The sequence below is a fragment of the Herbidospora solisilvae genome (assembly GCF_009901565.1).
Taxonomy (GTDB): Bacteria; Actinomycetota; Actinomycetes; order Streptosporangiales; family Streptosporangiaceae; genus Herbidospora; species Herbidospora solisilvae.
The window spans coordinates 1,148,471-1,161,564 of record NZ_WXEW01000001.1; the positions used below are offsets into that span (position 1 = coordinate 1,148,471).

Sequence of the window (13,094 nt, forward strand, 5' to 3'; positions counted from 1 at the left end):
AAGAATCAAGCTACTAAGGCGCGATATCACGCCTGTATCACCGGGTTATCCGAGCATTGACGCGCATTTGGCGGCATATGATTCTGTCCCCGTGGACGAGAACGTCGAGGTTTTGATAGTGGGCGGCGGCCCGGTCGGGCTGGCGGCGTCCATCGAGTTGTCCCGGCACGAAATACGTTCGTTACTCGTAGAAAAACATCCGGATACATCGCTTTTCCCGAAAGCGCGGCTCATCTCCACCCGGACGATGGAGATCCTGCGCTCCTGGGGCATCCAGGACGAGGTGGAGCGGGCCGGCATGCCGCGCGAGGACGTGCTGGCGGTCGGCGTGGGCACCTCGCTGAGCGCCGGCGACTATCTGCGCAAGGCGGCGGCCATCGCGGAGGACGCGGCGCAGAGCCCGACCTACACCTATCTGTGCTCCCAGGACATCCTCGAAGTGATCATGCGCAGGGTCGCCGGGTCGGCCGCCGACGTGCGCTTCGGCACCACCATGACCGACCTGCGGATCGACCCCGACGGGGTCGAGGCGACGGTGGTCGCGGACGGGGCCGCCACCCGGGTCAGGGCCCGCTACCTCATCGCCGCCGACGGCGGCCGCAGCACGATCCGCGAGCGGCTCGGCATCGCCGTGGAAGGCCCGCCCCCGCTCGGGCACATGGTCAGCATCATGTTCGACGCCGACTTCGACTTCCTGCCCCCGGGCCGCCGCGCCGCCCTCTCCTTCGTCCGCAGCACCCCCGGCGGCGCGATCGAGGCGGTCGACAACCGCCGCCGCTGGATCATGCAGACCGGGTACGACCCCGCCAGAGGCGGCAGCGCCGACGACTTCACCGAGGAGTACTGCCTGGCCGCCGTGCGTTCGGCGATCGGCATCCCCGACCACCCGGTCGACATCGTCGGCGTGATGCCCTGGCTCCAGCAGGCCGTGGTCGCCGCCGCGTTCGCCAGGGACCCCGTCTACCTGGCCGGGGACGCCGCGCACGTGGCCACCCCGCAGGGCGGGTTCGGCATGAACTGCGGCATCCAGGACGCGCACAACCTGGCCTGGAAGCTGGCCGCCGTCCTGCGCGGCGAGGCCGGCCCGCGACTGCTGGACACCTACGCGGAGGAACGCCGCCCGATCGCGGTGCGCACCGTGGACGAGAGCCTGGTCAACGCCATGATCACGGCCCAGATGATGGCCGGGCGGCTGTCCATGCACGAGGCCATCGAGCGGCAGGCGGGGCGGCGCGGGTCGGAGGGACTGGTGCTGGGCTTCCACTACGACTCGGCCGCCGTCATCCCGGACGGCACGCCGGCCCCCGCGCCGGCCGATCCCTACCGGACGTACGTGCCGACCGCCCGGCCGGGCCACCGCGCCCCGCACGTCTGGGTGTCGCCCGGCGTGTCCACGCTCGACCTGCTCGGCCCGGCGTTCACGCTGCTCACCGCGGCCGGCAGCGGCTGGGCCGGGGCGCCGGGGGTGAAGGTGATGAAGATCGACTCGGCGGAGTGGGCCGAGGCGTACGGCGTCGGCCCGGAGGGCGCGGTCCTGGTACGCCCCGACGGCCACGTCGGCTGGCGCACCCGGGGCGGCGACCACGCCGAACTGGAGAAGGCCCTCGACGTCATCCTGTGCCGGACGTGACCGACCCGGCCAGGGAGCGGATGCGGGCGGCCCCCATCCGCAACCGCAGCGGGTTGCCGGAGGAGTGCGCCAGCAGATCGGTCACGGCCTGCGCCCCGGCCGGGCCGGCCAGCAGACCGGCCAGTTCCCTGGCGGCCTCGGCGGCGAGCGGCCGGACGAACTCGCGGTGCGCGCCCTGCCGGGCCACCAGCTCGTCCAGCGGGTCGGTGCTGGTCACGATCACCCGGCAGTCGGCGCCGCCGGGCAGCAGCGGCAGCACCTGGGCGGCGTCCCTGGCCCCGTCCAGCACCACGACCATCCGGCGGCGGGCCGTCCAGCTGCGGAACAGCGCGACCTTCTCGTCGCGGTCGGCGGGGATGTCGGCGCGGGGCACGCCGAGCGCGCGCAGGAACCGTCCCAGCACGGCGGCGGGCTCGGTCTCCTCCAGGTCGGCGAACAGGTGTCCGTCAGGGAACCAGCCGGCCCGGTCGTGCGCCCACCGCAACGCCAGCGCGGTCTTGCCGATGCCGGCCGGGCCGCTCAGCACGGTCGTGCCGGGCAGCGCCGTCTCGGGGTCGGGCCGCAGCACCGCGTCCAGCGCGGCCAGTTCCTCCCCGCGCCCGACGAACGGCAGGACGCGGGGCGGGAGCTGGGACGGCACCACGACCGCGCCGGCCCGGTGCGCGGGCTGCCGCATCAGGCCGGACTCGTCGCGCAGGATGCGCTCGTGCAGGTGGCGCAGCGCGGGGCCGGGCTCCAGGCCGATCTGGTCGCGCAGGTAGCGGCGGGTCTCCTGGTAGGCGCGCAGCGCGTCGGCGCGCCGGCCGGCCCGGTACTGGGCCAGCATGAGCTGGGCCCTGACCCGCTCACGGAACGGGTGTTCGGCGACCAGCGCCAGCAGTTCGGGGATCACCTCGTGGTGGTGGCCCAGCTCGATCTCCAGCTCCAGGCAGGCCTCGGCGGCCTCCAGCCGGGACTCCTCCATCCGGGCCACGTCGTAGCGCAGGCCCCGGATGTCCTCGAAGGGGTTGCCGCGCCAGAGCGCGAGCGCCTCGCGCAGCAGCCGGACCGCCTGCTCGCGGTTCTTGCCCGCGGCCTCACCCCGGGAACGGGCCACCAGGGACTGGAACCGCAACCAGTCGATGCTGTCGGGGGCGGGGCGGATCAGATAGCCGGGGCTGGACGTCTCGATCACGCCGGCGCCCAGGACACGGCGGAGCCGGGACACGCAGATGGCGATCTGGCGGCGCGCGCTGGGGGGCGCGGACTCCGTCCAGACGGTCTCGATCAGGCGGTCGACGCTGACCGCGCGCCCCGCGTTGAGCACCAGGCTGGCCAGGATCGCCAGTTCACGGCTGGCGCAGATCCGCAACTCGGCGCCGTCGCGCAGGACCTGCATGGGGCCGAGCACCCGGAATATGAAACCGCCGTCCATCATCGGGCCCATATATTCTCGAAGAGATGATGTCGAGCAATTTCCATAATCTCTCCCGCACAGATTCCACTGACTCCGAACCTAATCAGCGGCCCCGCACCCCGGCACCCCTAGCCACCCCCTGTTACCCCCCACCCCACCGCCCGGCGGGGGTTCCCCTATTTCCCCCGCCAAACCGGCAGCGGACGAACCGTCACTGTACGCTTTTGACGGGACTTTGACGGACACAGGGCTCGCCGAGGGGGGAAATTGCGTTTTACCAGACTCGGCCGCTACGGCCCGGTGATCTCCAATATCGGGCTCGGCACCCTCGCGCTGTCCGGGGCGTACGGGGCGGTGGAACCCGGCGACGCGCTCAACCTGATCGGCCGCGCGCTGGACGCCGGCGTCAGCATCGTCGACACCGCCGACCTCTACGACGACGGCCAGGTCGAGCGCCTGATCGGCCGGGCGGTCGCGGGCCGCCGCCAGGAGGTCGTGGTCTGCACCCGCGGGAGCGGCACCGCGCAGGCGTGCGAGGCCTCGCTGAAACGCCTCGACGTGGAGGCCATCGACCTCTACTACCTGCGCTCCCCCAGCCGGGACGCCCCGGTCGAGGAGAGCATGTCCGGGCTGGCCGACCTGGTCAGAGCCGGGAAGGTGCGCCATGTCGGGCTGTCCGACGGGACGCTGCACCAGCTCCGCGAGGCCAGCGCCGTCCATCCGGTGGCCGCGCTCGGGGTGGAGTACTCGTTGTGGGGACTGCGCGCCCAGCCCGGCCTGCTGGCCGAGGCGCGGCGGCTGGGCGTCAGCGTGGTGGCCGCCCGCCCGGTCGGCCGGGGTTTCCTCACCGGCCGCATCCGTTCCGCCGACCAGCTGGCGCCCGGCGACTGGCGGCGCGGCGACCCCCGCTTCCACCCCGACGGCCTGCGCCGCGGCCAGGACCCGCTGCGCGCGGTCGAGGACGTCGCCGCCCGGCTGGACCTGGGCGCGGGCCGGCTGGCGCTCGGCTGGCTGCTGTCCCAGGGCGACCACGTCGTGCCGGTGCCGAGCACCCGCGACGAGGTGCATCTGGAGATGAACCTGTCCGCCTCCGAGGTGCGGCTCGCCCCGGGCATCCGCGACGAGCTCAGCCGGATCTTCCCGCCCGGGACGGCGGATCAGTCGGACTCCCTCCTGCTCTGACCCGGGATCAGCGACGCGGCCGTCGCCTTGTTGACGGCGTCGATCCGGGAGACCGCGTTGAGCTTGACGAAGATGTTGCGCATGTGCCGCTTGACGGTCGCCTCGGCCAGCCCGAGCCGGCGGGCGATCTGGAGGTTGCTCAGCGCCTGCGCGGCCAGCTGCAGGATCTCCTTCTCCTTGTCGGTCAGCACTCCCGGCTGCGGGCCCTCGACCTGGGCCAGGCTCGTGCGGGACACGGCGAGCACGACCCGGCCCGGGTCCTCGTAGACGCCGCGCACGGCCGCGAACAGTTCGTGCCGGTGGATGCTCTTGAGCAGGTAGCCGCTGATCCCGGCCGCCAGCAGGCGGGTGAGGAGGTGCGGCCCGTCGTACATGCTCAGGATGATGATCCGGGTGGCCGGCGAGAACGCCCGGATCCGGGTGACGGTCTCCAGCACGTCGTCGCCGGGGATCTCCACGTCCAGCAGCACCACGTCCGGGCGGGTGTCCCGCACGAGCCGCACGGCGTCGGAGGAGTTGCCCGCCTCTCCGGCGATGACCAGGTCGGCGGTGGATTCGAGGATCTCGCGCAGGCCCTCGCGGAACAGGGCGTGGTCGTCGACGAGCGCGATCGAGATCTTCCCGCTAGAGCTCGTCGGACTCACGGGACTGCCTCTTGAGCGGGATGGACAGGTCGACCCGGCAGCCGCTGCCGGGGGCGCTGGTGATCGTCAGCCGGCCGCCGAGCAGCTCGGCCCGCTCCCGCATCGACGCCAGTCCCACGCCGCGGCCCCGGGCCCGGGACGGCTCGAAGCCCCGGCCGTTGTCCTGGACGAACGCCTGGAGCTCGTGCGGGGCGATGTCGACCCGCATGAGGACCACCGACGGCCCGCCGTGGGTCAGCGCGTTCCTGGTCGCCTCGCGGATGATCAGGAAGGACTCGTCCAGGACCCGCGGCTCGGCCCACGACTCGTCGCCGTTCACGTCCAGGCCGACCGACACCCCGTCGTCCTCGATCGCCTCCAGGAACCCGAGCAGCGCCTTCTCCAGGCTCTTGACCGTCGTCTGCGGGTGCAGTTCCGAGGTGATCTGGCGGAGGTGCTCCATCGCCTCCTGAATCGCCTGCTGGGCGACTCCGAGCTTGATGGCCGCCCTGGCGGGGTCGGTGCCACGGTGCAGCTCCGACAGCGCGAGCTGCTGGTGCGCGACGCTGACGCCGTGCCCGATCCGGTCGTGCAGGTCGCGCGCGATCCGGCGGCGCTCCTCCTCCTGCGCCTGCTGGACCTGGTTGAGCAGGAACCCGTGATAACTCTCGGAGGCCTCCTTGACCCGGCGCGACAGGCTCTCCTCCATGCCGGTGGCGACCAGCGCGAAGACGTCGGTGGGGTTGTCGGAGCCGGCCGCAATTTGCCGCGCCAGATGTGTGAGCGCGGATCTGAAAAAAAGTGAGCCCGCCTCAAGAGAAGCCTTCGGATGAACTCCGGAAGCCGCCCTGCTGGTGCCCACTTCCCAGGCGTGAAACTTATGGAGTTCGTTGACCTGCACTTTTCCGGAGCGCAGTGTCGCGGCTACGTCGTCGAGAACGTACTGGGCCGTCATAAGAGCCTGGCGAACCGCGTTCGGATCCGTGGAGAGCGTGTTGCCGGTGGCGTGCAGCTCCGACTCGAATTCCTCAAGGATTTCGGCCCGGCACGCATCCACGAATCTCGCCGGATCACTCTCCGCCCCGAAATCAGCACCCAAGGAAGTCCCTCTCGATTTGGGACGCGCGAGAGCCTACAATCTCTCACTTACGTCACAAAAGCAACATATCCTTCCCAATATTAGAGGACAGGACAGTAATGTGAACCACGTATTGCGTGGCCATGAAGGCCCGGTAAGGCCTGCGCCGCCGTCGCCGGGCGGCGGCGGCGTCCGCGCCGCGGCCCGCCAGGGTGACCGCCACCGCTCCGGCGAACATTGCCAGCGCGGTCTCGGCGAGCGGCGCCGAGAGCGCCACGCTCGCCACCCAGAATGACCCCGCCAGGAGCAGCGCGGCGGCCGACATGACGTTCCTGGCCGCACGCGCGCCGTAGATCACCGCGATGGTGCGCCGGCCGGCGGCGGCGTCCCCCTCGATGTCGGACAGGTCCTTGGCCGGGATGCCGACGAGCGTCATCCAGCAGGTCGCGGCCGTCGCGAACATGATCAGGCTGAGCGGCGTGGCCCCGTCCGCCCCGTTGACGACCACGGTGAACCCGCCCCAGTAGGCCAGCAGCCCCGACCCGCAGAGCACCGCGACGGTGCCGCCGGAGCGCCGCTTCAGGCGGAAGGGCGCGCCCGAGTACAGGTACCCGAGGACCAGGTTGGCCGCGATGACCCAGGTCATCGCGGGGGGCAGCCCGGCGGTCGCCACCAGCGACAGGGCGGCGGTGACCGCGGCCGCCGCGGTCGCCGTGCGCGGATCCAGGTCGTTGCGGGCGATCGGCCGGCGGGACCCGTTGACCCGGTCCTCGTGGACGTCCGAGACGCCGTTGCCCACATAAATGGCAAAAATAGACAAGACCCAGGCGGCGGCGCCCTGCAGCACCTTCGCCGGGTCGGGGGCGGCGGCGACCGGCAGTGCCAGCATCGCCCCCGCCAGGAATCTCAGCATGGACACGGCCAGTACGGCCGGCCGGGCCTCGATCGCGCAGAACCGCAGCGCTCTCGTCGCGCGTCTGAGGGCGGAAGGTCCGGATGGCCGGCCCGATACCCAGGTGCTCGCCATGACCGATTGTTATGCCGGAATCAAAGCCCGGTTAAGAGGGATGATCCGAGGGTGGCAGGCGGGAATACAACTTTTGATACTCCCCTTACCACTCGGGGCTACTTTCCCCGAACTGCCGACACCCTTTCTTGCCGGGTCGCTGCGGCCCCTATTAGCTTGAGGCCAGCGAAACAGGGATCGTACAACTTTCAACGAGTCCAACCTTAGGGAACCTCATGCCGGATATCAAGCTTCGGCGCCACCAGGGTTCCCATCGGTAATCGCACAGGTCAGACCGGGCTGGGCTCCCTCTACCCGCCGGTATTCATCAGGAAAGGAAATACGGCGATGAAAGGTGTCCAGCGCTATTCCGGATTCACCCCCCTGGTTCTGGCCGATCGCACGTGGCCGGGAAACCGCATCAGCACCGCGCCACGGTGGCTCTCCACCGACCTGCGGGACGGCAACCAGTCACTCGCCGACCCGATGACACCCGAACGGAAACTCCTGATGTTCGACCTCCTCGTGGGAATCGGCTACAAGGAGATCGAGATCGGTTTCCCGGTGGCCAGCCGGAGCGACCACGATTTCGTGCGAATGCTCATCGAGCGCGACCGGATCCCCGACGACGTCTCGATCACCGTGCTCACCCAGGCCCGTGACGACCAGATCCGGCGCACCGTGGAGTCCCTGAAGGGCGCGCGCCGCGCGGTCGTGCACATCTACAACGCGACCTCCCCCCTGTTCCGCCGCACCGTGTTCAACCTGGACCGGGCGGGCGTGCGCGACCTGGCCGTCCAGGGCACCCGGACGATGATGCGCCACGCCGAGCGGATGCTGCCCGACTGCGACCTGGCCTACCAGTACTCCCCCGAGCTGTTCAACGAGACCGAGGCCGACTTCGCCCTGGAGGTGTGCGAGGCCGTCATGCGGGTCTGGCAGCCCGAGCGCGGGCGCGGCATCATCCTGAACTTCCCGACGACGGTCGAGCGGTCGCTCCCGAACGTCTTCGCCGACCAGATCGAGTGGCTGCACCGCAACCTGTCCCGGCGCGAGCACGTCTGCCTGTCGGTGCACCCCCACAACGACCGGGGCACCGCGGTCGCCTCCGCCGAGTTGGCCCTGCTGGCCGGCGCCGAACGGGTCGAGGGCTGCCTGTTCGGCAACGGGGAACGCGCCGGCAACGTCTGCCTGGTCACCCTGGCGATGAACATGTACAGCCACGGCGTCGACCCCGGCGTCGACTTCTCGGAGATCAACACCGTCCGGCGCACGGTCGAGCGGTGCACCGGGCTGCCGGTCCACCCGCGCCACCCCTACGGCGGCGACCTCGTCTACACCGCGTTCTCCGGGTCGCACCAGGACGCCATCAAGAAGGGCTTCGACGCCCGCGTCCGGCAGGGCGCGGAGACGGGCACGCCCCCCGACGCGCTGCCGTGGCAGGTGCCGTACCTGCCGCTGGACCCCAAGGACGTGGGCCGCACGTACGAGGCGGTGGTCCGGGTGAACGGCCAGTCCGGCAAGGGCGGCGTGGCCTACGTGATGAGCGCCTGGCACGGCCTGAACCTGCCGCGCGGCCTGCAGGCCGACCTGTCCGCCCGGGTGCAGTGGCACGCCGACGCGGCCGGCGGCGAACTGAGCCCGAACCGGATCGGCGCGCTGTTCTCCGAGGAGTACCTCTACCACGGCGAGCCGGCCGACCCGCTCCCGGTGGGCCGCGAACCGCTCGCGGCGACCCTGCACGTCGACGGCGGGTTCGAGGTCGGCAGCGACCAGGCGGACGCGTTCGGCGCCCTCGGCTCGGTGCTGAGCCCGTGGGGCATCCGGGTCGACGTGGTGCACCGCACCGGACGGCCGCTCGACCACGACGACCTCACCCCCGACCAGACGGTCAGGTCCGGCGACGAGACCGTGATCTACGCCGAGTGCCGCAGCGGCGGAGCGGTCGCCTGGGGCGCGGGCATCGACAGGGACGTCGCGGCGGCGGCCTTCTCCGCGGTCCGCGCCGCCGCCGACCGCCTCGCCCGAGACGGCCATCTGGACGCCCATCTGGCCGCCGCCGGCCATTGACCAGGGAGAACGACGGTGGACGACACCCATGAGGGCATGGCGACGCTGCGGGCGCTGCTGGCCGAGGCGGTCGCGGGCAAGGGCCGGATCGCGATGGTCACCGGCGCGGTGGCGACCGGCAAGAGCGACCTGCTGTACCTGATCGCCGAGCACGCCCTCGACGAGGGCGCGCTGCCGCTGACGGCCACCGGTTCACCGGCCGAGAACGGCCTGCCGCTGGGCGTGTTGTCCCAGCTCCTGCACCACGCGCCACTGCCGGACGAGCAGCGGTCCGCCATGCTCGGCCTCCTGCACGAGGGCGCCCGCAGGCAACTGGCCGGCGAGTCGATCGAGCACGTGGACGCGCAGATCGTGGACGCCCTCTGCGCGGTCCTGCTGGAACTGGCCGGGCGCCGCCCGCTGCTGATCACGGTCGACGACGTGCACCACGCCGACCGCGCCTCCCAGCTGTGCCTGGCCTACCTGGCCAGGCGGATCAGGTTCGCCGACGTCATGCTGGTGTTCAGCGCCCCCGACCACGGCCCCCACCTGCGCACCCTCTTCCACACCGACGTGCTCAGGCAGCCGCACTGCCGTCCGGTACGGCTCACCCACCTGTCCCGCGAGGGCGTCGACGCCCGGCTCGGCGACGCCGCCCACCGGTTCGGCGCGCTCGTCCACACGCTGAGCGGCGGCAACCGGCTGCTCGTCGACGCCCTGCTGGAGGACCTCCAGGCCACCGGCGCCCCCGGTGACCGCTACGGCGAGGCGGTGCTGGCGTGCGTGCGCAGGCTGGGGCCGTGCGCCCAGGAGGCGGCGTACGGACTGGCGGTGCTGGGCGAGCCCGGCTCGATCAGCCGCCTGCTCGGTCTCGGCGAGAGCGAGGCCGTCGTCGCCAAGTCGCTTCAGGCGATGGCCGGGGCCGGGCTGCTGGACGGCGGCCGGTTCCGGCACGAGGCGGCGCGCTCGGCCGTCCTGGCCGAACTGGACGCCGCCGACCGCATCCACCTGCACCGCCGCGCCGCCGAACTGGCCCACCGCGACGGCGCGTCGGCCGACGTCGTGGCCGGTCACCTCCTGCGGGCCAGCCACGCGGGCGACCCGTGGGCGCTGTCGGCCCTGGAGGAGGCGGCCAGGCTCGCCCTTCGCGAGGACGGCGTGGAGTCCGCGATCGAGTACCTCAGGCTGGCCTGGCGCGCCTGCGACGACGAGCGCCGCCGGGCCAGGATCGGCACCGCGCTGGTCCGGGCCGAATGGCGGATCGACCCCGGCACGCCCGCCGGCCACCTGGCCGGGCTGACCGACGCCCTGCACAAGGGGCACCTCGGCGGCGGGGAGACCGTCGTCCTGGCCAAGGCGCTGCTCTGGCACGGCCACACCCGGGACGCCCTCGACGTCCTGGACCGCCTGAACGAACTGGGCGAATTCGACCCGGAGACCGCGGCCGAACTCGCCGCTGCCCGCCCGTGGTTCCGCGCCCTCTACCCGTCGTTCCTGCCGCACCTGCCGGAGGTCGGCGTCCCGGCCGCCCCGGCCCTGGGAGTCGGCCGCCGGATCCAGTCGGCCGATGTGCTCGCCGACGTCCTCACCGGCGGTCCCGGCGACGAGACCGTGGCCGCCGCCGAGCACATCCTGCGCGGCTGCCGCCTCGACGAGGTGACCATGGACACGGTGGAGACGGCGCTGCTGGCCCTGACCTACACCGACCGCCCCGGCCGCGCCGCCCCGTGGTGCGACGCGTTCATCGCCGAGGCCGAAGCCCGGCGTGCGCCCAGCCGCCAGGCCCGCCTGTCCGCCATCCGGGCCGAGATCCGCCTCCGTGAGGGCGACCTGGCCGCGGCGGCCGGGGACGCGCGGCGCGCCCTGGAGATCATCCCCGCCGGGAGCTGGGGGGTGGCCGTGGGCGGGCCGCTGGGCACCCTGCTGCTGGCCGGCGCCGCGATGGGCCGGCTCGACGACTGCCTGCCCGAGTTCAACCTGCCCGTCCCCGAGGCGATGCTGGAGACCCGGTACGGCCTGCAGTACCTGCGGGGCAAGGGCCGCCTCAACCTGACGGCCGGCCATCCCGGCCAGGCCCTGCGGGACTTCCGGTTGTGCGGCGAGCTGATGACACGATGGGACCTGGACGCCCCCGGCTTCATCGCGTGGCGGCTGGACGCCGCCGAGGCCCTGATCGCGCTGGGCGAGGAAGAGGAGGCCGGGCGGCTCGTCAGAGAGCAGCTCGCCCGCTGCGGGCCCCGGTCCCAGCGGGTGCGCGGTTCGGCGTTACGCCTGCTGGCCGCCGTCAGCGAGGTCCGGCAGCGCCCGCCGCTCCTGCGCCAGGCGGCCGACCTGCTCCAGGAGGGCGGCGACCGCTACGAGTACGCCCGCCTGCTGGCCGACCTCACCGAGGCCTGCCACGCCGTCGGCGAACACCGCAGGGCCGGGATGCTCCGGCAGCGCGCCCGCGCGATGGCCGGGGAGTGCCACGCCGAGCCGCTCGTCCAGGCCCTGGCCCGCAGGGACGATCCGGGGGCCGGCGTGCCCGCGCAGCTCAGCGACGCCGAACACCGGGTGGCGCGGCTGGCCGCCGAGGGTCACACGAACCTGGAGATCGCCACCCGGCTGTACATCACCGTCAGCACGGTCGAGCAGCACCTGACCCGCGTCTTCCGCAAGCTGAACGTGTCCCGCCGCACGGAGTTGCCGGCCACCCTCGCACGCGTCGGATGACTCACAACGGGATGTTGCCGTGCCGCCCGCGCGCGTGAGGGGCCCGGTCCAGGGCCTCCGCCAGGCGGAGCCGGGTGGTCTCGGGCGCGATGACCTCGTCGACGGCGCCGAGCGCGAGCGCCCGTCCGACTCCGCCGGAGACGCGCAGGTGCTCCTGGGTGAGCCGGGCCTTCAGCTCCGCGCGCTCGTCCTCGGGCGCGGCGGCCAGCGCCTTGCGGTGCAGGATGCCGACGGCGGACTCGGCCCCCATGACCGCGACCTCCGCGTCCGGCCACGCGAAGACGGCGGTGGCGCCGAGGGAGCGTGAGTTCATCGCGATGTACGCGCCGCCGTACGACTTGCGGGTGATCAGGGTCACCCGGGGCACCACCGATTCGGCGAAGGCGTGCAGCAGCTTCGCGCCGCGCCGGACGACGCCGTCCCACTCCTGGGCGACCCCGGGCAGATAGCCGGGCACGTCGACGACCACCACCAACGGCACGCCGAGCGCGTCGCACATCCGCACGAACCGGGCCGCCTTCTCGGCGGAGAGCGTGTCCAGGCACCCGCCCTTACGGATCGGGTTGTTGGCCAGCACACCCACGGAACGCCCGCCCAGCCGGCCCAGGCCGACGAGGATGTTGCCGGCCCAGCGCGGCTGCAACTCCAGGAATCCCTCGTCGACGATCGCGCGCACGAGCGGCCGGACGTCGTACGCGCGGCGCGGCGAATCCGGCAGGATCGCGGCCAGGTCGCGGCCTTCGGCGAGCGCGCCGAGATCGAAGCTCCCGGGCCGGGTGAAGACGCCCGTGAGCCGGCGCGCCTGTTCGTACGCCTCGTCCTCACCGTTCGCGACCAGGTGCGCGACCCCCGACTTGGGGCCGTGCGCCCCGGGACCCCCGAGCCCGGCCATGTCGATGCGCTCCCCCGTGACACTGCGGACGATCTCGGGGCCGGTGATGAAGATCCGCGCGTCCTCGGCCATGATCACGATGTCGGTGAGCGCGGGCCCGTACGCGGCGGCTCCCGCGGCGGGACCAAGGACGACCGAGATCTGCGGGATCACCCCCGACACCCTGGTCATCGCCGCGAACATCCGTCCCACCCCGTGCATCGACTCGACCCCGTCGGCCAGGCGCGCCCCGCCCGAGTGCCACAACCCGATCACCGGGCAGCCGAGCCGTTCGGCCGCGCCGATGGCCTCGACGACGCGCTCCGCGCCCGCTCCCCCGAGCGCGCCGCCCATCCGGGTCGCGTCGGTGCAGTAGGCGACGACCACCGAACCGTCCACCCGCCCGCACACGGCCTGCACCCCGCTGTCGTCGCCGGCGTGCAGCGGCACCGCCGAACCGGGGTCGAGCAGGCGGGCCAGCCGGACCGAAGGAGCCCGGTGATCCATCTCGATTTCGACGATCGGCATGGTGGTCATCCGCGAATCC

At 72.3% G+C, this 13,094-nt stretch carries 9 protein-coding genes; 4 read left to right on the forward strand and 5 right to left on the reverse strand.

Annotated features, from left to right (window positions below):
* Window positions 1-91: 91 nt before the first annotated feature.
* Window positions 92-1,630 (forward strand): FAD-dependent monooxygenase, encoded by a 1,539-nt coding sequence (locus GT755_RS04790; RefSeq protein ID WP_161478443.1) that lies wholly within the window; start codon window positions 92-94, stop codon window positions 1,628-1,630.
* Here the strand turns inward: GT755_RS04790 and GT755_RS04795 are convergent.
* Complete coding sequence (locus tag GT755_RS04795; RefSeq protein ID WP_161478444.1) at window positions 1,611-3,044, reverse strand: AfsR/SARP family transcriptional regulator; 1,434 nt, start codon at window positions 3,042-3,044, stop codon at window positions 1,611-1,613. The genes GT755_RS04790 and GT755_RS04795 overlap by 20 nt on opposite strands.
* 249 nt (window positions 3,045-3,293) lie before the next feature.
* On the opposite strand from GT755_RS04795, the gene GT755_RS04800 reads away from it, so the two are divergent.
* Entirely contained in the window at window positions 3,294-4,208 is a 915-nt protein-coding gene (locus GT755_RS04800) for an aldo/keto reductase (RefSeq protein ID WP_161478445.1), read from the forward strand.
* Here GT755_RS04800 and GT755_RS40930 read toward each other — a convergent pair.
* From GT755_RS40930 to GT755_RS04815, 3 genes are all read right to left on the reverse strand, one after another.
* Entirely contained in the window at window positions 4,184-4,852 is a 669-nt protein-coding gene (locus GT755_RS40930; protein ID WP_161478446.1) for a response regulator, read from the reverse strand. The genes GT755_RS04800 and GT755_RS40930 overlap by 25 nt on opposite strands.
* Complete coding sequence (locus GT755_RS04810) at window positions 4,833-5,540, reverse strand: sensor histidine kinase (RefSeq protein WP_161478447.1); 708 nt, start codon at window positions 5,538-5,540, stop codon at window positions 4,833-4,835. Before GT755_RS04810 ends, GT755_RS40930 begins: the two co-directional genes overlap by 20 nt.
* Window positions 5,541-5,982: 442 nt before the next feature.
* Window positions 5,983-6,936, reverse strand: a complete 954-nt coding sequence (locus GT755_RS04815) for a UbiA family prenyltransferase (protein WP_161478448.1) — start codon at window positions 6,934-6,936, stop codon at window positions 5,983-5,985.
* Between the two features lie 327 nt (window positions 6,937-7,263).
* Between GT755_RS04815 and GT755_RS04820 the strand changes: the two genes are divergently transcribed.
* On the forward strand, window positions 7,264-8,985 hold the full coding sequence (locus GT755_RS04820) for a 2-isopropylmalate synthase (RefSeq protein WP_161478449.1): 1,722 nt from the start codon (window positions 7,264-7,266) through the stop codon (window positions 8,983-8,985).
* A 15-nt stretch (window positions 8,986-9,000) separates the two neighbouring features.
* Window positions 9,001-11,676, forward strand: coding sequence for an AAA family ATPase (locus GT755_RS04825; RefSeq protein ID WP_328794168.1), 2,676 nt, complete (start codon window positions 9,001-9,003; stop codon window positions 11,674-11,676).
* Between the two features lies 1 nt (window position 11,677).
* On the opposite strand, the gene GT755_RS04830 is transcribed toward GT755_RS04825, so the two are convergent.
* A complete protein-coding gene (locus tag GT755_RS04830) occupies window positions 11,678-13,075 on the reverse strand; it encodes a carboxyl transferase domain-containing protein (protein ID WP_268903070.1) in 1,398 nt (465 codons plus the stop codon).
* Window positions 13,076-13,094 lie beyond the last annotated feature (19 nt).